Annotated in this window: 17 protein-coding genes and 1 tRNA gene; 7 read left to right on the top strand and 11 right to left on the bottom strand. The window is 57.9% G+C overall.

Annotation, left to right across the window (positions count from 1 at the left end; genetic code table 11):
• The first annotated feature begins 137 nt into the window (after positions 1-137).
• Positions 138-2,885 carry a hypothetical protein gene (locus QPM17_RS18110; protein WP_285392527.1) on the top strand — a complete coding sequence of 916 codons (2,748 nt, stop codon included), beginning with the start codon at positions 138-140 and terminating at the stop codon, positions 2,883-2,885.
• Positions 2,886-2,913: 28 nt separating this feature from the next.
• Here QPM17_RS18110 and QPM17_RS18105 read toward each other — a convergent pair whose 3' ends face one another.
• Genes QPM17_RS18105 through QPM17_RS18095 form a run of 3 tightly spaced genes read right to left on the bottom strand, consistent with a single transcriptional unit; the run spans position 2,914 to position 6,156 of the window.
• The gene (locus QPM17_RS18105; protein ID WP_285392525.1) at positions 2,914-3,546 is read right to left on the bottom strand and encodes a CBS domain-containing protein; all 633 of its coding nucleotides are present in this window, start codon (positions 3,544-3,546) and stop codon (positions 2,914-2,916) included.
• 60 nt (positions 3,547-3,606) lie between these two features.
• On the bottom strand, positions 3,607-5,520 hold the full coding sequence (gene mnmC / locus QPM17_RS18100) for a bifunctional tRNA (5-methylaminomethyl-2-thiouridine)(34)-methyltransferase MnmC2/FAD-dependent 5-carboxymethylaminomethyl-2-thiouridine(34) oxidoreductase MnmC1 (protein ID WP_285392523.1): 1,914 nt from the start codon (positions 5,518-5,520) through the stop codon (positions 3,607-3,609).
• An 18-nt stretch (positions 5,521-5,538) separates the two neighbouring features.
• Positions 5,539-6,156, bottom strand: coding sequence for a peptidylprolyl isomerase (locus tag QPM17_RS18095; protein ID WP_422732782.1), 618 nt, complete (start codon positions 6,154-6,156; stop codon positions 5,539-5,541).
• Between the two features lie 222 nt (positions 6,157-6,378).
• Here QPM17_RS18095 and QPM17_RS18090 point away from each other — a divergent pair, with 222 nt between their 5' ends.
• Positions 6,379-7,116 carry a cyclic di-GMP-binding domain-containing protein, MshE-related gene (locus QPM17_RS18090; protein ID WP_285392521.1) on the top strand — a complete coding sequence of 246 codons (738 nt, stop codon included), beginning with the start codon at positions 6,379-6,381 and terminating at the stop codon, positions 7,114-7,116.
• Between the two features lie 55 nt (positions 7,117-7,171).
• On the opposite strand, the gene QPM17_RS18085 is transcribed toward QPM17_RS18090, so the two are convergent.
• The 3 genes from QPM17_RS18085 to flgA form a co-directional block, all read right to left on the bottom strand.
• On the bottom strand, positions 7,172-7,642 hold the full coding sequence (locus QPM17_RS18085; RefSeq protein ID WP_285392520.1) for a flagella synthesis protein FlgN: 471 nt from the start codon (positions 7,640-7,642) through the stop codon (positions 7,172-7,174).
• A 7-nt stretch (positions 7,643-7,649) separates the two neighbouring features.
• A complete protein-coding gene (gene flgM, locus QPM17_RS18080) occupies positions 7,650-7,976 on the bottom strand; it encodes a flagellar biosynthesis anti-sigma factor FlgM (RefSeq protein WP_285392518.1) in 327 nt (108 codons plus the stop codon).
• A 199-nt stretch (positions 7,977-8,175) separates the two neighbouring features.
• The gene (gene flgA, locus QPM17_RS18075) at positions 8,176-8,880 is read right to left on the bottom strand and encodes a flagellar basal body P-ring formation chaperone FlgA (RefSeq protein WP_285392515.1); all 705 of its coding nucleotides are present in this window, start codon (positions 8,878-8,880) and stop codon (positions 8,176-8,178) included.
• Between the two features lie 196 nt (positions 8,881-9,076).
• Between flgA and QPM17_RS18070 the strand changes: the two genes are divergently transcribed.
• Genes QPM17_RS18070 through QPM17_RS18060 form a run of 3 tightly spaced genes read left to right on the top strand, consistent with a single transcriptional unit; the run spans position 9,077 to position 12,073 of the window.
• The gene (locus tag QPM17_RS18070) at positions 9,077-10,009 is read left to right on the top strand and encodes a chemotaxis protein CheV (protein WP_285392514.1); all 933 of its coding nucleotides are present in this window, start codon (positions 9,077-9,079) and stop codon (positions 10,007-10,009) included.
• Between the two features lie 39 nt (positions 10,010-10,048).
• Complete coding sequence (locus QPM17_RS18065; RefSeq protein WP_285392512.1) at positions 10,049-10,876, top strand: CheR family methyltransferase; 828 nt, start codon at positions 10,049-10,051, stop codon at positions 10,874-10,876.
• Between the two features lie 9 nt (positions 10,877-10,885).
• A complete protein-coding gene (locus QPM17_RS18060) occupies positions 10,886-12,073 on the top strand; it encodes an MFS transporter (RefSeq protein WP_285392511.1) in 1,188 nt (395 codons plus the stop codon).
• Positions 12,074-12,121: 48 nt separating this feature from the next.
• Here QPM17_RS18060 and QPM17_RS18055 read toward each other — a convergent pair whose 3' ends face one another.
• The 5 genes from QPM17_RS18055 to QPM17_RS18035 all read right to left on the bottom strand — a co-directional run bounded on the left by QPM17_RS18055 (position 12,122) and on the right by QPM17_RS18035 (position 19,821).
• Positions 12,122-13,528: a sodium-dependent transporter gene (locus QPM17_RS18055; RefSeq protein ID WP_285392509.1), complete on the bottom strand. Its 1,407-nt coding sequence runs from the start codon at positions 13,526-13,528 to the stop codon at positions 12,122-12,124.
• Positions 13,529-13,589: 61 nt separating this feature from the next.
• Positions 13,590-14,651: a Glu/Leu/Phe/Val family dehydrogenase gene (locus QPM17_RS18050; protein WP_285392508.1), complete on the bottom strand. Its 1,062-nt coding sequence runs from the start codon at positions 14,649-14,651 to the stop codon at positions 13,590-13,592.
• A 592-nt stretch (positions 14,652-15,243) separates the two neighbouring features.
• Complete coding sequence (locus QPM17_RS18045) at positions 15,244-15,900, bottom strand: cupin domain-containing protein (RefSeq protein ID WP_285392506.1); 657 nt, start codon at positions 15,898-15,900, stop codon at positions 15,244-15,246.
• Positions 15,901-15,932: 32 nt separating this feature from the next.
• Positions 15,933-16,463: an isochorismatase family protein gene (locus tag QPM17_RS18040; protein ID WP_285392504.1), complete on the bottom strand. Its 531-nt coding sequence runs from the start codon at positions 16,461-16,463 to the stop codon at positions 15,933-15,935.
• A gap of 79 nt (positions 16,464-16,542) precedes the next feature.
• Positions 16,543-19,821, bottom strand: coding sequence for a carboxyl transferase domain-containing protein (locus QPM17_RS18035; RefSeq protein ID WP_285392502.1), 3,279 nt, complete (start codon positions 19,819-19,821; stop codon positions 16,543-16,545).
• A 146-nt stretch (positions 19,822-19,967) separates the two neighbouring features.
• Here QPM17_RS18035 and QPM17_RS18030 point away from each other — a divergent pair, with 146 nt between their 5' ends.
• Together QPM17_RS18030 and QPM17_RS18025 are read left to right on the top strand one after the other, a co-directional pair.
• A complete protein-coding gene (locus QPM17_RS18030; RefSeq protein WP_285392500.1) occupies positions 19,968-20,174 on the top strand; it encodes a DUF2905 domain-containing protein in 207 nt (68 codons plus the stop codon).
• 138 nt (positions 20,175-20,312) lie between these two features.
• Positions 20,313-20,403: transfer RNA gene (locus QPM17_RS18025), tRNA-Ser, on the top strand.
• Positions 20,404-20,621 lie beyond the last annotated feature (218 nt).

The raw sequence follows: 20,621 nt of genomic DNA, 5'->3' as shown, positions 1-20,621 counted from the left end.
CACGGCCACTGCCCCGGCCGTGGTCAGAATCTGAGAACTCGCGCAGATCCCTTCTCCGGGAAATTGATTACCATGAGATTGTTCTGTAACGGTGTGTAAAGCACCCATAAAAACAATGCTCTGAAACGGACTTTTCCATGCGCGCCGATTCGTTACCCCGCTTGTCGTTCCGGGCTGCATACCTGGCCCTTATGTCCCTCTTTATTGTCGCCGCCACCGGTTGCAAAACCGAACAGGATGCTGAGGATCCGGTCATTCTCGGAATACCTCCCACCGACGCCTATCTGGGGGTTGAATACGCCTATAACTTCGGTGCCTTCGACAGCGATGACATTCTTGACTATTCCCTGACCAATGCCCCGTCCTGGCTGGCGCTGGAGGATACCAGCAACAAGGCCCGGCAAGGGGTCATCATGCGTGGCGTTCCGGGGCTGACAGGGGGAAGTCGCGGGCGCGATGATATTGGCACTACGAAGAATATCAACCTTGTTGCCAATGACGGCCGTTCTTCCGGTGCTCAATCATTTGATATAGAGGTGCAGGATAATGTCCTCAGCCTGTTGGTGGAGGAAGTTATCGAAGGTGAGGCGGCGGAAGTTCCGGAGGAAAGAGGCAATCGCTGTGAGGCGCCGGAACTGGGTGAAACCGGCAGCCATACCTATCAGGCGAATCTGTACGGGGACGATGGTTCGGTCATCGGATCTGAACAACGTACCAGGGATACCTACCCGGTACTGGTGCGTGTTGAACTTGACCAGCCCTCGGTAACCCGGGTTGCGGTAGCGTTCGAACTGAACTCCAGCTTCGACCCGCTACGTTGCGATGACGGCTTTGAGGCTCCTCACCAGCGCTGTGAAAATGGCGCCGCCAATGAGGACGAAGCGATTATTGGCAAAGATATTGTGGGCCTCGGGGCTGGCAGTGAAGCCTTGTTGCCGGTGCCTCCGTATCTTGAATACCAGACCGACGAAGAAGGATTTCTGTCAAAGGGCGTCATCACGCTGGAGCCTGGTATTACCGAATGCTACATACGGCTGGAAGTGATCGAGGATAGGGAAGCCGAGCCTCTCGAGACACTGAACATACGACTAACCGAAGTGCGTTCCGGGCTGGCAGGGCTGGGCAGCTCCAATAATGGTGTCAGGGAGTCGCTTCGCATCGAGGACAACGAACCGGCCGTGCGTCTTGTAACCATGGCTGGTGGAACCCGTGATGCCATCAATGTCGGACAGGCCCACGAATTCCGGGCGCTGATAAGTGGTGAACGCTCAGGCACCTACCGCGTGAAACTCGGTGAGGCCAAAGATTCGGAAGCATTGCTCGGTGAGGACTTCTTCGTTCAGGTACGTGACACTAACGACGAATGGGTGGATGGAGAGATCCTGACGTTCGAAGAATCCACCGAAGAAGTGAGCTTCCGCATAAGGGTGCCGGACAGTTACACCAACGGCCTACTGGAGAATGACCGATTCATTCTGTTGGGCCTGGATGAACGCTATCAGTCCGGAAGAGAGAATTTTGCAGCATCCTCTGATGCTGAAAAGTTGCGAGTCAACATCAATGAACTGACATCGCCTCTTTCGGTTGGGCTAGAGAGTGGCTTTGTTCCGACTGACACAGCGTTGGGGCATAACGGCCGTCTTTTCGTGGTGGGCTATCGTGTTGATGACGGCAACCGGCCCTGGGTTCGCATTTTCAGCCAGAAGGGCGAACTGACGGAACAGCAGCTATCAGCGGCCTCCGTGGCGCCAGGAGCGGCACCTGTGATCGGCTTCGTGGAACGGGGGGTGGAAGAAGGAGGCGATGACGTTACGCGCTATGAGTTCGTGGTGTCGTTCGGTAGCGATCAGACTGCGGCCGGTGACCCCGGTGGCAATGGCCTCGATGTCCATACCCTGCTGTACTTTTTCGATACAGCTCAGGACCCTGACCGGTATGTGCAGGTATGGGAGACCGTTGTGGGTACCTCCGGTGATGATATCCCGAGGTGGACAGGCATCAACTCTGAAAGCGGGTTCGTCGTCAACGCTGGCGAGACCCGCGGCCAGTGGCCCGACGAATCTGCAGCCGGTGGTGTCGACAGTTTTCTCCAGCGCATTGACACCAGAGTGGATGGCGATACGGTCACTCCGGAACTGGCATGGACCAGGCAGGTTGGCTCGGCCGGACATGATGAGTCAGTGGTCGGGGGCAGCGCGGAAACAAGCAGTCCTCTGCTTGTGGGAAGTTCAGCGGGCCAGGTCAGGGGCGAACCGAACAATGGAGGTGTGGATGCTTTCTTCTATGCCGCCCGCACCGGGGACAGCGATATCACCGTGAACCAGCGGGGCACCGAGGGCAGCGAGACACTGTCTGATGCAATCTATGGCGCAAATAACCTGTGGCTGCTGGGAAACAGTGATGGAGAGTACCGGGTGGAATCGACCGACGGTGACCGCTCACTGGAGCGTCGCAAGCTAAACAGCCAGGCGGGATTTGTTCTGTCCTATACCCCTGTTGGGGACATCACCCGTGGATTTACCTTCAACGATGAGGATGATCTCTCAACGGAAATGCTGAACGCAGTAGCCACCTTCAATGGCGACATACTGGTAGCGGGAAGCACCGACGGTAATTTCATTGGGAGCGGAGGTAACAGTCTGCTTCAGCCGATCCTTGCCCGGATCACACCTATCAAAAGAAACAGTGCTGGCAAAGATGGTGACGAGGTGGATACGAGCCGCGAGTGGCGAAAACAGTTCAGTCTGGGCAGCGACGCAGCCCAGATTGTCAGCCTTGAAAATTATCGCGACGACGAGATTGTCGCACTTGTGAAAATAACCGACGCCGGCTCAGCCCGGTGGGAGGTCCGACTCTTTACAGGTGAGGGGCGTTCCCTGCACTGAGTGCGGAGCCAAGGGCGGGATGAGCCCTCTATACTGTTCCTTCATGCCTGCCCGCGCTGGCGTACAGCCGAAGGTAGTCAGTGCTGGTTACAATGCCTGTGGGGTTACCCCGTTCATCAATGACCAGCGCAGCGTTGAGCTGATGGGCCAGCATGAGTCTTGCCAGCTGATGCGCATCGGTTTCCGGAGAGGCGGTAAGAAATGCAGGTAATTCGATGTTTACGAATCCTGCGTTCAGGGGATTGGCGCCGGATTCGTGAAGCCAGCTCAGTAACCATCGCAGATCCACAAGGCCCGCCACATTGCCTTCGGCCGTAATGACCATGTGGTGTATTCCATGTTCGTCCATGGTGTCCAGTGCTTCGGCTACGGTGGCAGTGGCAGGCAGGGAAAACAGCGCCGGCGTGCAGATCTGCGCAACCGGAAGGTACGCCCGCCGCTCCTTTAATTCGCCTGCCGCCGCTGCGCCGTACTCCTCAACCGCACGATGCCGCCCAGACCTGGCCGCCTGTTGGAACTCGGCATCAGTGGTTTCGCTATGACTGACATCGATTCTGTGGGATTCGGTCAGTTCTGTGACGTCACCCACGCGACGGCCCCTGAAAACTTCCGGAAGGCGCGTCCCGACGGGACGGCCGGGTTCACTGACGTATATGGACATAATGGTCTTCTCCGGTCATAACAGGGCCTTCTCAGGTTATCGGCCGGATATTGGATTCCTTCAGGCACCAATAGTTTCAGTCTGGGGCGTCTCTCGTTTCAGGCAGCGTTGTGTGGCCACACGCCTGGCCAGAGACAGCGGCAGGCATCCCGGCTGGCCGGTTATCCTGTCCGCCAGATACTCCGCCAGCAACGGCGCGTAACTCAGGCCTTTGCTGCCAAGGCCAGTAAACAGATCGATGCCTTCGAGGTGCCTGCCAGCAGCATCATGCAGCGGGCCGGCAACTGGCTGGTAATCGTGAGTCGTGCAGCGAAAGCCAACCTTGCCCTCAAGCAGGGCCGGATCGGCTTCCTCTGCGCTACCACTCAGAATTGAAGGAACCATTGACGCCAGCATCGAGAGGTTCTCGCGGTGGCTTTCGGCAGAAAGCACCGGGGAATGATCATGAAGGTCGAAGGTGGCCCCGGTCAGCGCTGTGCCGTTATGAGCGGGATTGATGTAGCCCGGGCCACACAGAACAACGGCCGGATTATTCAGCGATGATTCCGGCAGGTGGCTGACCTGGCCACGAATGGTCCGGAAGCGGAATTCGTTGCGCAGTGGTATCAGGGTAGGGCTCAGGTGTCCGGCACAGATGACCACCCGGTCAGCAACCACGTCCTGCTCGCCGTTACCTGCAATGTGCCATTTACCGTTGCAGGGTGTCAGTCTGTGTACCCTGAAACCGTAGCAGTGGCTTATTCGCGGGTGATTGACCAGGGCGCGGCAGAGCTTTCCCGGCTCCAGCCAACCACTGTCAGGAAACCAGAGGCCGCCACTCTGTAGCGGGATACCGGCCAGGCGGGAGGCCTCATCAGCGTCTACGGCGCGAAGTACGGTTGGCGGGTAATCATTGCGTGCCGTGAATCGTCCCTGCCGGTCGGCTTCTGCAGCACTGTACGCCAGTTGGATGAGCCCGGTAGGGTGCCAGTGATGTCCGCCATACTGTGAGTAATAACGCTGGCTGAATAGCAGGGAGCTCAGGCCAAGCTTTGCCTGATCATTGAATTCCACGCCAAGTTTCACGTACAGCGCTCCCTGGCAGTTGCCGGATGCCGCCGTTCCAGCCTGAGGCGCCTGGTCGATCAGCGTTACGTCCAGACCCCGTTTGGCGAGGTTGCGTGCCAGGAGACTGCCGGCAATGCCTGCGCCGATGATGGCGATGGATGGGGTAGGTGTCGCTCCGTCAATGCTGCCATCGCCGGAAACTGTTGGCAGCTCTCCGGTCAGCATTTCCAGCTTGCGCCCGTACCCGGGCGTTTTTCGCATTGTGAAACCGGCTTTTGCGAGCAGTCTGCGGACTTCACCGGCGGCGGTAAACGTGGCAATGGTGGTGCCGGCTCTGCTATGGCTTCTGAGGGCCGTGATCGCCGCTTCTTGCCACATGCCGGGGTTTTTGGCGGGTGCAAAGCCATCCAGGAACCAGGCATCGGCCTGAAAGTCCAGCTCGCGCCAGGCTTCCAGTACATCCCCGAAGAACAGCGTCAGCCTGACACGACCGCCTGCCAGTACCAGTCGATGAACACCCCGGACCGGCGCAGGGTAGTGTTCAAGCAGTTGGTCTGCATACTCGCCAAGTTCCGGCCACAGCGCGAGGGCCCGGGTGAGGTCTTTGCGCTCAAGAGGGTAACGCTCCGCGGACACAAAATGGAGGCACGCATTTTCGCCCGGGCTTGATGCTTCCCAGGTCTGCCAGGCGGCCAGGAAATTCAGCCCGCTACCAAAACCGGTTTCGGCGATGACAAAGGAACCGCCAGCCGGAACGCGGGAAAAACGCTCGGCAAGGCGGTTGTGCCCGATAAAAACATGGCGGGATTCTTCCAGACCATCTTCACGACTGAAATAGAGATCATCAAAACGGGTAGAGCGGGGAACACCCTCACGCCATTCAATAACGGCGGTTTCGATGGCAGGAGTTCTGATGTCCTTGGTCACTTTCTTTCCACTCTGTTGCTATTCGGCGGCGCCGTTGGTTTTTCTCAGGGAAACGCTGTGAATCACGATGGGCTCTGCCGGTACATCGGCCATGCCTCGGGATCTGACGGTTTTCTTTCCGGCAATGGCATCCACAACACCCATACCGCCAGTAACCTTGCCGAATACCGCGTAGCCTGGTCCGCGAACACCGGCATCCAGGAAGCTGTTGTCGGTCAGGTTAATGAAAAACTGGGACGTTGCGGAATCCGGTGAACTGGTGCGCGCCATGGCGATGGTGCCCCGCAGGTTCTTGGCTGTGGGTTTGGCCTCGTTACGGACGGGGTCGCGAGTCTGCTTTCTGTTGAGGTTCTCATCGAATCCTCCCCCCTGAATCATGAAACCTGGAATCACCCGGTGGAAGATGGTGCCTTCGTAAAATCCGTTTTTGACGTAAGTAAGAAAATTATCAACGGTTTCGGGCGCAATGTCGGGGCGAAGGGTAACTTCAATGGCCCCTTCGCTGGTTTCAATAATGACCTGTGGCAGCTCGCTGCGATGTTCTTCTGCGGCCGCTGAAACGCTGAAACCCAGCATGATCGTTACAGATAGGAGGATCTGAATCACATAACTAAACGGTTTTACGGAATTTGTCATTCTATAATGGCTCACGTTGTTAGCTCCGGGAACATTTACTGAGATACTTCCGCCATGAATCCTGCATGTAGCTGGATGTTAGCAGAAATCGCTTGTCAGGTCGGGCAGATTCCCAGCGGAGTTCATGACGATCAGCTAACCTTTTAACGCGTCGTAGATACCGATGCAGAGTGACCGGGCCAGGTTGTACGGCAATCACTGTCAACAGAGTGGAGACATACTGTGAGAATCCGTCAGGGTTTCGAAGAAAAATCCCGTCTTGGCCGGTTACTGATAAACCGTGGCTACCTTTCCCAAAGCCAGCTTGAAGAGGGGCTGCGTCTTCAGCTTGAGACCGGCCAGCGGCTGGGCGAGGTGTTTATCCAGTCCGGCTGGATCACCGAGCGGGAGCTTCACCGTGTCCTCAAGCACCAATCCCGTTACCGCAATACGGCAGCGCTGGTTACCATGGTGGTTCTGCCATTCCAGCCGCTGGTCAGCTTCGCAGCCGGTAGCACGTCACAGGATTCCCGGGATATTGCCGATGCCGGCCAGCTTTACGAGCGCTCCGGGCTTGCGCCGCTGAATGACGCGGAAATGGCGGGCGTGGCCGGGCAGGGCAACTCAACGTTGTTGGACCACATTGGCAGTGTGTCAGCCATGGCGGGGAGCAATGGTGATACTGGCGAGGTTGAACCGGATGTTATCGAAGGTCTCAAGCTGACCGCGAATATCTTTGTGCCGGTGCTGAATTTTCTGGATTCCGACCTGACGATTTCAGGGGTGCACTACCGTGACGATGTTCCCCGTTACGCGGTTCGTGACGATGGCGGGCTGACGATGGCGTTTCCGGAAAGAATCGAGCAGATCCGCATGGACAATATCCGGGTCAGTGGAAGCCAGGGGCCGTCCATGGGCAATATCACCATTGATAACATCCGCTTCCACCCGGATTCCCGGATGACCATCTACACCCGTTGATGCTGCCCGCAGGCCCTGGTCGTTCCAGGGCGCAGGCGTACCCAGCGGTATTCAGTCAGGCGCTGGCGAGGATGGTGCTGTGTGACATCGCCTTCTGTTCACCCTGGGCACCGTAAAGCTTCTGGTGCCCGGTCACGCCACGGAAGATGTCCGTCAGGCGGGAGAGGCGTTTCTGGAGGTGGCTGATCACTTTTCCGTTGGTCTGGTTCAGTTCCTGGCAAGCCTTGAGACGTTTGTCCGCCTCTTCCCAGAGCGCATGGACATCCGTAAGGCCGGCACTGCGAATGAAACGTGAGGGTGCCCCATTCTCGGGGCGGAAACCCATGGCCACAAGCAGGCGAATTTTCTGCTTTGCCCGTTCACGGATCTGGCCAAGCAGGGCGTTCTTGTCGCCGGTCAGGGCTTCGAGTTTGCGAATGTCGGAACTGGAGAGGCAGGCTTTTTCCTGTTGAAGGATATCTGCGAGCATTTCCAGCTGACGGATATCCTGGGACAGAAGGTCTTTCAATTCATCGATTGTGGCCATGATTTACTCACCCAAAAATGCTTTCATCCATCTCAAGCATTTTCTGGGCCAGTTTCTCAGCGTCAATCTTGTATGAGCCGTCTTCCAGGGCCGTGCGGATCTGTTCGATGCGGGCATCATCCATTTCCGGGTAATTGCCAAGTTTCTGCTCAAGCTGCTTCAGGTCTTTTGCCTGGCTGCTCAGGTTGACATTTTCACCACGGGCACCCTGTGCCTGGGTCTTTGCCTGCTCTGGTGCGGTCGGCTGTGTGTTCTGGGCACCGGAAGACTTGTCGGCCGTGGGTTTCTGAGTGTTGACCTGGCCTGGGCCTATTCCATTAAAGTCAACTGACATAACGTTACCTGCTTAGCTGATCGGCCGCAGTGGGCGGCTCCACGAATTTCATACCTGTCTATCGGCATGGCTTTACGTTTCTTTAGCAATTTTTTACAAGAGTTAAATGACATTCCTGTCATCTGTCTTCAGCACCCTCCGCAAACCGGCAAACCCTTGCCGTTAGCGGCCACCCGGTGCCGGGCGAAATCTACATAATCTACATGGGGATTTCCACATGGCCGGGTGCGACCACGCGGGCCCGTACCGTGCGGGATGATGAAAGGTTCTCCACCCGCACCTGTTCCCCAACGCCGGCGCTGGCCAGAGCCCTGCCCCTGGAGTTGACCGAGAAATTGCCGCTACTGGCACTGATAATAACATGATCGCCCCGTTCTACAGCGGCAGGCGCCAGTATCAGGTCTGGCGTAAAGACAGTGCCGGCGTTCACCCCCCGTCGCATCTCCATGCCAATCAACTGTTCGGCGCTGGTGATCGCACCACGGCGGATGGAATTGACGATAACGGAATCCGCCTGAATGGCGCTCTGTGTAAGCCGCTCACCGCGACCGAGCGGACGGGCTGCCACCATGGCATCACCGGTAATGGTGACCGAAACGGGAAGAAACATACGCCAGGGCCGCTCACCCTCACAGGATACCAGTAGCGACGGTTGTGTGGTTTTCCAGGGGTCCCCGCTGAAAGATACACTCAGCGGGGCATCGCAGGGCGCCAGGGAGAGACGTGCATCGAGTTCGCCGGTATCATGGGCCACGGAAAAGCCTTCTTTGGCCTGTTCCCGGGCAAACGTCTCCAGAAACGCCTCTGCGCCCTGGTAGATCTGTTCTGCCGTGGTGCCAGCCGCCAGGGCAGTGCCGGCGAAGGTAGACATTAGCAGTGTGATGAAGAATTTGGTAATGCGCATACGATGCAGTTTGTCCTATGCTGTCAATAACCGGGCCATGTCCCGTTATTCGGGAATATCCTAATGATTCCTGAATCCGGCCGTTAAGCCTGACCAAAGAGTCAATAATCCGGCACATGTTGCGTGCCGTAGAACTTTGAACAGTAACGCAGCAAGATGCGTGCCGGCAGTTAGTCGTAGAGTGGGAGAGCAGACGATGGCAGGGGTATTGGACAGTGTAAATCAGCGCACACAGCTGGTGGGGCAGAATCGCCTTGAGCTTCTGTTGTTCCGCCTTCGCGGCAGGCAGACTTACGGTATCAACGTATTCAAGGTCAAAGAAGTGCTTCAGTGCCCGAAACTGTCGTCGCTACCGAACAGTCGACCCATGGTGCGAGGTGTTGCCCATATTCGCGGCGAGACCATCCCCATTATTGACCTTGGCCTGTCGATCAGGCTCCCCGGTATTCCTCCGGAAGAGATAGCCACCAGTTTTGTGATTATCACCGAATACAATCGCAGGACCCAGGGATTCCTCGTGGCCGGTGTGGACCGCATCGTGAATATGAACTGGGAGGACATACTTCCGCCACCCAAGGGTGCGGGAAAAGATGTATACCTGACGGCGGTTACGCATTTCGAAGACAAGCTGGTCGAGATCATTGATGTGGAAAAGATCCTCTCGGAGGTGTCACCATTCGAGGAGGATGTGACCGAGGAACTCCGTACCCGCAGCGCCGAAAGGGTGCCCGGCCATCTGCCGGTGCTGGTGGTGGACGATTCCTCCGTTGCGCGGCGCCAGATAGAGCGTTGCCTTACCGCCATTGGCATGGAAGTGGTTACAAAAAACGACGGCAAACAGGCCTATGACTATCTCCAGGAGATCACCGCTGACGGATCCCGCGCCGCAGATCATCTTTCACTGATCATTTCTGATGTCGAAATGCCGGAAATGGACGGGTACACTCTGGTCACCAGATGCAAAAATGACCCTGCAATCAGGGATGTATTTATCATGTTGCACACCTCACTGAGTGGCGTGTTCAACAAGGCGATGGTGCAGAAAGTAGGTGCGGACGATTTCATGGCCAAATTCAGCCCGGATGAACTGGCGGAACGGGTCATGGAAATTATTGATCGCGAGCAGTGACGCGGCAGTCGCTCCCGACTCACTCGATAATGAGATCCAATGAAAGCTGACATAACGCCACAGGAATACGAGGCCTTCAAAACGTTCCTGCAGGATGCCTGTGGCATTTTGCTGGGGGATAACAAACAGTATCTGGTGAAGAGCCGGCTGCGCCGGATCATGGAGGAAAACAGGCTGAGCACTCTGGCTGAGCTGCTTGAACGTGTGAAGCGATCCGGCCGCAGCAGTCTCAAGGAAGTCGTGATTGACGCGATGACAACAAACGAAACCCTGTGGTTTCGCGACAATCATCCATTCCGGATCCTGCAGGAAAAGCTGCTGCCAGAATTTGGCGAGAGGAAATTAACCCAGCCGCTGCGTATCTGGTCCGCCGCCTGTTCAACTGGCCAGGAGCCTTACTCGGTGGCCATGATTATCGAAGAGTTTCGCCGCCAGCGACCCGGCAAGCTCCGGGACGTGAAAATCACTGCCACGGATATCTCCAAGAGCGTGCTGGAAGTGGCGCGGCGAGGTGAATATGAGATGATTGCCATTGGCCGCGGTCTGTCGCCTGAACGGCAGAAACAGTTTTTTACCCCTGCCATGAATGGCAGTTGGCAGATCAGACCGCAGATCAAGAGCATGGTTGAGTTCCGTGAGATGAACCTGCTTGAACGCTACATGCTTGGAAAGTTTGACATCGTGCTGTGCCGCAACGTGCTGATCTACTTTTCGGCAGAGCTCAAAAAAGACATTCTGACCCGCATACACGCCACTCTCAATCCTGGTGGCTATCTGATACTGGGGGCATCGGAATCGCTGAACGGTCTGCCTCATCTGTATGAAATGGTGCAGTGCCACCCCGGGATCATCTACAGAAAGAAATAGGCCCGCCCTATGCCACTCAATGTATGGATACTGGTTGCCGCCCAGGCGCTGGCAATGTGCACAGCGCCTTTCATCGTTTTCATCGGAAGTATTCACGGCCGCTTGCTGGCGCCTTCGCCGGAGCTGGCCACCCTGCCGGTAGGGCTTGTGGTTGTGGGCACTGTACTGGCAATCAAACCCGCCACCTGGCTGATGGAACGCCTGGGAAGAAAGCCGGTCATGTTGCTGGGTACTTTGGCCGGAACCTCGGCGGGCATGCTTGGAGCCCTGGCAGCCTTGACCAGCAGCTTTCCGTTACTGTGCGCCGCAGCCGTGGTTGGTGGAACCGGGCTGGCAGTGGTGCACCAGTATCGCTTTGCCGCCATGGAATCCGTCCCTCCCGCGATGGCCGGTTCTGCCGCCGCCAGAGTGCTGCTTGGCGGACTGGTAGCGGCCTGGCTGGGGCCTGAAATCGCGCTGGCCGGTGGTGGCGGGCAGGCGGAATATCCTTTCATGGGCGGGTGGCTTGCTCTGGGCACTGTTCAGGTTGTTGCCATGGCAGTGCTGGTATTGGGGTATCGCGCCAGTGGTGAACGGGTGCGAGAAACCATCGCCGGTGGCGGCCGCCCAATGGCGGCCATTCTGCGGCAGCCGGTTATCTGGGTGTCGATCAGCGCTGCTGCCATCGGTTACGCCATCATGAGCTTCATTATGACCGCCACCCCCCTCAGCATGACGGAAGTGGCGGACCACCCTCTTGAAGACGCCAAGTGGGTGATCCAGATTCACATCATGGCCATGTATCTGCCGTCGCTGGTCAGCGGCTGGCTGATCCGTGTTGTGGGCATCCCGCGAATGATGGGGCTGGGATTGATGGCCTATCTCGGGTGTGTGGCGGTGGCCTTCAGCGGCATTGGTTTCCATCATTATCTGACCGCATTGGTCCTCTTGGGCATTGGTTGGAACTTCCTGTTTGTGGGAGGGACCACGCTTCTGCCACAGGGATATCGCGACGAAGAGCGCTTCCGTGTGCAGGGCCTGAACGACCTGATGGTGTTTGGCTCACAGGCAACGGCTGCACTGAGCGCCGGAGTGGTGTTGGCGGCATTTAACTGGACGGGATTGTTGCTGATTGCCGTGCCGTTCCTGGTTCTGCACGGTGTGTTGATGGCGGTCTGGTTGACGAGCCGCCCGGCGGCGCCGGAGCTGGCGGATTAGCACCGGCACTCCAGGGGAGTGCCGGTGCTGTTCAGTGGTAAGCAGGGGTTAAACCAGGTTATAGATGAATACGATGGCCACAGCAACCGGTGTGAAATAGCGCAGTACCCGGTACCAGGCGGTAAAGACGGCGGGTGACATGGACAGCTCCTCTTCCAGAGCTTTCCGGGACAGGAACCAGCCGACAAACACGGCTACCAGCAGTCCACCAAGCGGCAACAGGATGTTGGCGGTCAGGAAGTCGAGAAGATCAAAGATGGTCTTGCCCTCGAACATCGCAAACATGCCCAGCGGTGCCACATCGGACCACAGGTTCAGAGACAGAATGGAGGCGATGCCCAGCAGCCAGCAGGCAATACCCGCTCCCAGGGTGCTCAGTGTGCGATTCATGCCTTTCTGTTCCTCAAGCCATTCCACCAGAGGCTCCAGCAGCGAGATGCCGGACGTCCAGGCGGCGAAAATCAGCAGTACAAAAAACAGCGTACCGAACAGGCTGCCCATGGGCATCTGGCCGAAGGCCAGGGGCAAGGTCTGGAAAATCAGCCCCGGGCCCGCTCCGGGTTCAAGGCCGTTGGCGAAGACAATGGGGAATATCGCCAGCCCCGCCAGCAATGCCACCACTGTGTCCATCAGCGACACGGCGACGGAGGTCTTGGCGATGGAAATGTTCTTCGGCAGATAGGACCCGTAGGCCATCATGATGCCCATGCCCAGACTGAGCGTGAAGAAGGCATGTCCCAGGGCCACCAGTACGCCGGATGTGGTGAGTTTCGAGAAGTCCGGCTGGAACAGGAAGCTCACCGCCTGACCGAAGTGGCCGGTGGTCATCGCGTAGCCAACCACAATCAGCAACAGCACGAACAGGGCCGGCATCAGAATGCTCACGGCGCGCTCAAGGCCGGAACGAACACCACGGGCAACAACAATCATCACCAATGCCATGAACACGGTGTGCCATAACAGCAGCTTGATCGGGTCGCCCAGCAGCCCGGAGAAGATAGCACCGATGGATTCAGCGCTCTGGCCCGCCAGCTGCCCTGTGGCAGCCGTGCCCACATAGGAAATGGCCCAGCCACCGATCACCGAATAGAATGACAGAATCAGGAAGCCAGCCAGTACGCCGATCCCGGCGACCCAGCGCCATGCCGGTTTCAGGCCCTCCTGGTTGGTAATGGCCCGCATGCTGTTGACGGGGCTGTGCCCACCACGGCGGCCAATCAGAACTTCAGCCATCATGATGGGAAGGCCTACGGCGGCAATACACAGCAGGTACACCAGAACAAAGGCGCCGCCACCGTTCTCTCCAGTGATGTATGGAAACTTCCAGATATTGCCCAGCCCTACAGCAGAACCGGTGGCCGCCAGGATAAAAGCGAGACGCGACGACCATAGTCCGCGCGCAGCCGCCGCTTTGTCCATGGCACCGCCTGCAGCGGATGAATAAGCATTACTCATTGTCTTCTCCTGTTTACTGTTTTTGTTTTCGGGGTAATGAGTGATGACAGCGACGCCGCCATCAACGGGGTATGTGCCGGAATCTTTCCTCTGCCAGTTGGTCGGCAATCTGCCCGGTGGGCAGGTCATCACGCTCTGAGCGCTGGAATATTTCCTCCAGTGTCTGGCCAATGGTGTCCACATGCTGGCGTACGGCGTCCGGATCCGGGCCGGTGCGCTCGTAGTACACATCAATGATGCCGCCGGCGTTAATCACGAAATCCGGTGCGTAGAGGACGCCGTGCTTACGTAGCAGTTCGTCGTGGGCCGGACTGGCAAGCTGGTTGTTGGCGGCGCCGGCAACGATAGGCGCTCGAAGTTTGGCGATGGACTGGTCATTCAGCACCGCGCCCATGGCGCAGGGGGCTACCACATCCACCGGCAGATAGAGAATTTCCTCCGCGGTGGCCGGTGTGGCACCGAGCTCTGCAACCGCGCGGTCCATCTGGTCCTGGTGGATGTCATACACCCACAGTTTTGCGCCGGCATCGCTGAGATGCTGCGCCAGTCTGTAGCCGACGTTACCGATGCCCTGGACTGCTACCTTCAGGCCTTCAAGGTCCGTGCGGCCCAGTTGGTGCTTCACGGCGGACTTGATGCCCACAAAGGTACCCCAGGCCGTGGCGGGTGAGGGGTCACCGTTGCTGGGTTTGCCGTCAAATCCCGGGCGGTCCCTGATGCCGGCCACATTGCTGGTCTGGCGTGCCATGACCTTAAGGTCCGCAACGCTGGTGCCGGAATCTTCCGCGGCAATGTATAAACCGCCCAACTGCTCCAGGAACCGGCCCATGGATTCAAGCAGGGCTTCGGTCTTGTGCTGGCGTGGGTCACCAATGATGACAGACTTCCCGCCGCCCAGATTGAGATTGGCGAGGGCGGACTTGTAGGTCATGCCCCGTGACAGGCGCAGAACGTCACGGAGCGCCTCTTCGTCGCTGGCGTAGGGGAACATGCGGCAGCCACCAAGAGCGGGGCCCCGGGAGGTGTTATGGACAGCAATGATGGCACGCAGCCCGGTCTCAGGGTCGCAGCAGAACGTCAGGTGTTCGTGGTGGTCGAATTCAGGATGAGTAAATACAGTCATTTTCTGGTTCCTTTAAACGCGTTTGCATAGGGATCCACCCTGGTTGCGGCAAAGCCGAAACTGAATCGCTAGCGGGTGATAGACCGGTAGGGTCAAATGTCTGATTGAGGCTGCAGTAATCGAGTTGGGATGAAACTTCGTAGCAGATTCGATCGGAACGATCGCGGTGCAGGAACGGAATGCGTAAGCGGGAGTTGCAGAATACGGGCGCATGGGCCCATCATCGGGGACTGATTTACCAGTGACATACTGAAATCCTCTTCCACCAGGCCGGATCACGGCTTTCGTGGTCATTTTGTTGTTGTGCCCCGGCGGGTAGGCCGGTTGGCATGATTTCATACGCCGAAGCCCTTTTGGGGCCCGGCTGAAAAAAGACTAGATAGCTTTTACATCATCGTCAATGGGTGTGAATCACACAATTTGCAATGATTCTGAAAATGGTAACGGTAACAGTCAGATAGCTCTACCTTACGTAAACGTAAATTTGTAAGTTCTTCCCGTCTGGTTACCGATTTCGACGTTTACATCCTTCAGGAATTCATCTTACGGTGTTTGCAAAGCCTCTGATTCGTAGCCGTCACTGTTAACCGCGTCAGGGCTGGTGGGGAAGATGGCCGGTCTTCACCCAGATCACGGTCTCCTCTTCGACATACGGGTGATGCTGGCTCATATGGGGGCTTCGAATCCAGGTGCCGGCGGGGTAGCGCCCGTTTTCATCGCAGAACTCCCCGGAGAGCACCAGTATCTCTTCACCACCAAAGTGCCGGTGGGGCTGGAACTTCTCCTTCGCCGGCCACTTCACCAGCGCAACGTGTTCGTGTTCAAAATCGTGCAGGGGCATGACCTCAAGGCCACCAATGCCGGGTAACCAGGGGGCCGTGTTGGTGTCGATACAGACGGTTGCAGTGTCGCGCTCATCAAACTGATGGAGTTTCACAAACAGAACGCAACCTTCCTTGCTGAATGGGGCGTGGCCGCTACCGGGCGGGTTACGCAGATAGGTACCTTTACCGTAATCCCCGGTCTCGTCCGAGAACACACCTTCAAGAACCAGAATTTCCTCGCCCAGTGGGTGCTCGTGGCGTTTGAAACTGGCGCCGGGCTCGTAGCGGACAATGCTGGTGGCATGGCCACGTTCGGCTTCCTCGCGGGCGAGAGGTTTGCGGAGAACACCTCCGGCCGGGCTTGGTACCCATTCCTGGTCAGCGGGACGGATAACGACTCTTTTGCTGAAATCCATGTTGAGCATTGCGGTCTCCGGTCAGGTAGTGGGGCGGATGGTTACTTGATCAGTTTCTGAACGTCCCTGAAGCAGGGGTGTTCACAATGCTGCATCCACTCGAAGGCCACCATTTCCACTGTAACAATGGTGGCTCCCGCCTGCTGCAGACGTTCCAGAGCGGCGTCGCGGTCGTTGTCGTGGCGGGAGCCGGTGGCATTTTCAACAACCCATACCCCGAATCCGGCGGCCAAGAGTGACAGGGCGGTCTGCAACATGCAGACGTGGGCTTCGCAGCCACCAATGATGACCTGTTTACGATCGTTGGGAATGGCATCCACCAGGCCACCACCACAGGCATCAAAGTGAATCTTGGTCACAGTGTGGTCGGCAAGCGCTGATATGTCGTCCTCGTTGTGGCCCAGTTTTTCCGGGATCTGCTCTGTGGCAATAACCGGTACTTGCAGGAGCCTGGCGATCCGCGCAAGCCGCACGCTTTCGGCCACCACCGAACCTCCGTGGCTGATGGCAGGCATCAGTTTTTTCTGCAGGTCTACCAGCACCAGTGTTGATTGCTCAGCATTCATCAGCATAACGGTCCCCTTCTGGAGGCTGCATCAATGAGGAGTCCAGTATTGCACAAGCTCATAATTGGTTTCAGCCAGAGTGTCATTACCAGGTATCAACCATGGGGCGATGTCCGCCCCTGAGAGATTCCGGATCGACGGACTCAAGGCCCCGGATCAACCAGTTCCGGGTGTCGGCAGGGTCAATGACCGCATCGATTTCCAGGAAGCTGGCCATGCTGACGCCTTTGCCCCGTTCGTAGAGTTGTCCCACCAGCTTGTCGAACAGGGCCTTGCGTTCGTCCTGATTTTCCACGGCGGCCAGCTCTTTGGCAAAGCCAAGACGAACCGCTCCCTCCAGTCCCATGGCTCCGAATTCACTGCTTGGCCAGCCGACGGTGAACATCGGAGCGTGGAAGCTGCCGGCCGCCATGGCCTGTGCGCCGAGGCCATAGCCCTTGCGGAGTACCACCGTAAAGAAGGGGACAGTCATGCTGGCGGCCGTAACGAACATCCGCGACACGTGGCGTACCGTGGCCTGTTTCTCCGCATCGGGGCCAACCATGAAGCCCGGTGTGTCACACAGGGAGAGCAACGGCAGACCATGGGCATCGCACAGTTGCATGAAGCGGGCGGCTTTATCTGCCGCCACTGCGTCAATGGCGCCCCCCAGGTGCATGGGGTTATTGGCAATCAGCCCGAAGGCCTTGCCCTGGATCCGCACCAGGGCAGTGACCATTCCCGGTGCGAAGTGCCTGCGCAGCTCGATCACGGAATTGCGGTCGACGAGGCTCTCGATTACCTTGCGGATGTCGTACACCCGCAGCCGGTTTTCCGGAATCAGGTGGCGCAGTTCGCGCTGGTCTTCGGTCTCTCCGGCGGCCAGGTCATCCTGAAAACAGGACAGGTACTGTTTGGCCAACCGGGTGGCCTCTGCCTCGTCTCTGGCGACGATATCAACCACGCCATTGCGGCTCTGGGTGGACACCGGGCCGACTTCTTCGGGCATGAAGCGGCCCAGCCCCCCGCCTTCAATCATGGCGGGGCCGGCCATGCCGATCGTGGCATTCTCGGTGGCGATAATCACATCGCAACAGCCAAGCAGGGCCGCATTGCCGGCAAAACAGCGGCCAGAGGCTATACCAATGATTGGTACGTTACCGCTGAGCCGCGCCATGCGCATGAAAGTGGTGCAGTCCAGGCCTGCCACGCCAACCCAGTCCACATCGCCCGGCCGGCCACCACCGCCTTCTGTGTAGAAGACAAGGGGCAGCCGCTGCCTCTCCGCCAGTTCCAGCATACGGTCGGTTTTCTTGTGGTTCATGACCCCCTGGGTGCCGGCGAAGACGGTGTAGTCATAGCTCATGGCCATGCAGCGGGCGGCCTGCGGGCCAAACAGCCCGGCGTTGACCGTACCGATGCCGGCGACCAGACCATCCGCCGGGCTCAGGGTCTGGAGCTCTTCAGGGGTGCGACGGGTACGCTGGGCGGCCAGGGCAAGGGCGCCGTATTCCATGAAGCTTCCTTCATCCACCAGGTCTGCCAGATTCTCCCGGGCCGTTCTCTGGCCGGTTTTACGGCGCTTTGCCACTGCCTCGGGCCGTTTTTCGTCGGTCAGCTGTTGGTGAAGGGAAAGCACCTGCTGCAGATCCGCACGGATGTGTTCAATGTCGACCGATTCCTCTGTGGAGACATCCACTGCAGACACCTCTTCGGGTTCAATGAACATCAGGGGGTGGTCTTCGTAAACCGGCTCTCCAGTTCCGACAGCGAGAGCAACCACGCGCCCACTCTGTCCGGCCCTGATCACGAACTCCATTTTCATCGCTTCCAGTACTGCAACCGGTTGCCCCTCCGCCACGATCTGGCCGGGCTCCACATCAATGCGGACGACCACGCCCTGGGCCGGAGAAAGAACCGGCTCGGAACCTTCAGGCGCCGCGGCAGCAACCGTTGGGCCAGTCGCGGTTGTGTGGGCGCTACTGAAATACAGGCTTGGATGGGGAGTCGCATCGCCCGGCATGAGCTCCGCCGCATGGGTGTCGATAAAACCGGTGGAGACGTCGTTGGATTGAACCAGTCTGTGCTGGAGCAGGTTCTGAAGAAAGCCGATGTTGCTGGCAACACCCTCGAGCCGGAACTCGCACAGGGCGCGATAGGCGCGGCGGAGTAGGGCGGGGTAGTCGCCCTCGGAAGAAACAACGAGTTTTGCCAGCAGGGAATCGTAGGCCGGGCTGGTGCTGTAACCGCTATAACCATATCCGTCGACCCGTATCCCCGGCCCGGTCGGTGGTTCATAGGCTGTAATCTCCCCACCGGCCGGCCTCGCATTGCCTTCCTGATCCATGGTCTCCATGTTGATCCGGAGCTGAACGGCCTGGCCCCTTGGCACCGGCGGCCTGTCCAGCCCCAGTTCGGTCAGGGTCATGCCGGCGGCAACCCGTATCTGAAGCTGCACCAGGTCCAGCCCGGTGATGGCTTCCGTTATCGTGTGCTCGACCTGTACGCGGGGGTTCGCTTCCAGGAACACGTAATGACCGGACCGGGCATCCACCAGGAACTCAATGGTACACAGTCCGCGATATCCGACTGCGCGGGAAAGCATGTCTGCATCAGCCAGTAACTGTTCTCGCAGTTCCGGCTCCAGCCCCGGTGCCGGCGCCACTTCCATTATCTTCTGGTTTCGCCTTTGCAGGGTGCAGTCCCGCTCCCAGAGATGGGAGACTTCCTTGCCGTCTCCAATAATCTGAACCTCGATGTGCCGGGCTTCGGGAATCAACTCCTCGATATACAGGTCACCGTTGCCAAACGCGGTGGCGGCTTCGGACTGGCAGCGATGAAAGGCGGACTCCAGGGCTTCCAGTGAATGGACCGGCCTCATGCCCCGGCCGCCACCTCCGGCAATGGCCTTGAGCATAACGGCACCACCTTCTCCCAGTGACTCCATAAAGGCCTTGGCGGACTCCAGACTGGTGGCCTCATTGGTGCCGTGAATCAGCGGCACCCCATGCTTCTTTGCCAGCTGCCGGGCACTGGCCTTGTCGCCAAAGACATCCAGCACCGCCGGTGAGGGGCCGATAAAGAAGATTCCAGCCGCCTCACACAGCCTTGCGAAGCCTGCACTTTCACTGAGGAAACCGTAGCCCGGATGAATGGCATCACAGCCATATTCCTGTGCAATGCGGATCAGTCGCTCGCCATTGAGATAAGCGGCCGGCCCGGTTCCGTCCAGGGCTACCGCAACATCAGCCTTTCGCAGGTGCAGCGACTGGCTGTCATCCCGGGCGTATACTGCAACGGTGGGTATGTCCAGCTCGGCTGCTGCGCGCGCAACACGGACAGCAATTTCACCACGATTGGCAATCAACAGGCGCTGAAAGGGCATGGGGCCAGGGTATCCTCTTGAAATGGTGTATGAAGCAATACAATAGCCTAGACCGGCCGCGCCGGGGGTTGAAGTGATCTTTACTTATCGCCGAACATTAGCCGGATTGATTGCTAAAACGATTCATTTCTGAACATGGGGCCTCTATGTCACGCTGGTTGATTATTGCAGGTGTTGCACTGGTGACCCTGGGCCTGCTGGTCCACTTCGCACCGTGGCTGTTCCACTGGTTTGGCAAACTCCCCGGGGACATCAACGTTCGCTCTGACAAAAGCCAGCTGTTCATACCCATAACCTCGATGATCCTAATCAGCATTGTGCTAACGATCATACTGAATCTGTTCAATCGGTAGTCAACTCATGGGATTGGCGAGCCGCTGGCCAAACGATTTAAAAATTGGAGTTGCCAAACCGGCATAAAACCATTAGAGTTTGCGCCCTCAAATGAGCGACGACGTTGCTGATTTGGAACGGTTTATTTAAAGAGTATTGGAGAGGTGGCCGAGTGGCTGAAGGCGCACGCCTGGAAAGTGTGTAAACGTTAATAGCGTTTCGAGGGTTCGAATCCCTCCCTCTCCGCCAATACAAAACCCCAGCACCGCTGGGGTTTTTTATTGGCCGATTGGCAGGGTAAGAAGAACCCTCGCGGGTTCGACCGAAGCCTGCAAAGCAGGCTGAGGAACGTCGGAGCAAAGCGACGACGGCCCCGAAGGGGTGAGGGCCGAAGGCCCGAATAATCCCTCTCTCTCCGCCAATACAGAACCCCAGCAGACCTGCATCAGGCGGGAGCAGGTGTGTTC

This window comes from Marinobacter azerbaijanicus, assembly GCF_030250645.1.
Classification (GTDB): domain Bacteria; phylum Pseudomonadota; class Gammaproteobacteria; order Pseudomonadales; family Oleiphilaceae; genus Marinobacter; species Marinobacter azerbaijanicus.
Note: the sequence above shows the minus strand (reverse complement) of the source record. Positions and strands in the feature narration are given on the sequence as shown.

Excerpts from the sequence above, each read along its gene's own strand:
- QPM17_RS18110 (WP_285392527.1), top strand. The coding sequence starts at position 138 with ATGCGCGCCGATTCGTTACCCCGCTTGTCGTTCCGGGCTGCATACCTG.
- QPM17_RS18105 (WP_285392525.1), bottom strand. The coding sequence starts at position 3,546 with ATGTCCATATACGTCAGTGAACCCGGCCGTCCCGTCGGGACGCGCCTT.
- QPM17_RS18095 (WP_422732782.1), bottom strand. The coding sequence starts at position 6,156 with ATGACAAATTCCGTAAAACCGTTTAGTTATGTGATTCAGATCCTCCTA.
- QPM17_RS18085 (WP_285392520.1), bottom strand. The coding sequence starts at position 7,642 with ATGGCCACAATCGATGAATTGAAAGACCTTCTGTCCCAGGATATCCGT.
- flgM (WP_285392518.1), bottom strand. The coding sequence starts at position 7,976 with ATGTCAGTTGACTTTAATGGAATAGGCCCAGGCCAGGTCAACACTCAG.
- flgA (WP_285392515.1), bottom strand. The coding sequence starts at position 8,880 with ATGCGCATTACCAAATTCTTCATCACACTGCTAATGTCTACCTTCGCC.
- QPM17_RS18070 (WP_285392514.1), top strand. The coding sequence starts at position 9,077 with ATGGCAGGGGTATTGGACAGTGTAAATCAGCGCACACAGCTGGTGGGG.
- QPM17_RS18065 (WP_285392512.1), top strand. The coding sequence starts at position 10,049 with ATGAAAGCTGACATAACGCCACAGGAATACGAGGCCTTCAAAACGTTC.
- QPM17_RS18060 (WP_285392511.1), top strand. The coding sequence starts at position 10,886 with ATGCCACTCAATGTATGGATACTGGTTGCCGCCCAGGCGCTGGCAATG.
- QPM17_RS18055 (WP_285392509.1), bottom strand. The coding sequence starts at position 13,528 with ATGAGTAATGCTTATTCATCCGCTGCAGGCGGTGCCATGGACAAAGCG.
- QPM17_RS18050 (WP_285392508.1), bottom strand. The coding sequence starts at position 14,651 with ATGACTGTATTTACTCATCCTGAATTCGACCACCACGAACACCTGACG.
- QPM17_RS18045 (WP_285392506.1), bottom strand. The coding sequence starts at position 15,900 with ATGCTCAACATGGATTTCAGCAAAAGAGTCGTTATCCGTCCCGCTGAC.
- QPM17_RS18040 (WP_285392504.1), bottom strand. The coding sequence starts at position 16,463 with ATGCTGATGAATGCTGAGCAATCAACACTGGTGCTGGTAGACCTGCAG.
- QPM17_RS18035 (WP_285392502.1), bottom strand. The coding sequence starts at position 19,821 with ATGCCCTTTCAGCGCCTGTTGATTGCCAATCGTGGTGAAATTGCTGTC.
- QPM17_RS18030 (WP_285392500.1), top strand. The coding sequence starts at position 19,968 with ATGTCACGCTGGTTGATTATTGCAGGTGTTGCACTGGTGACCCTGGGC.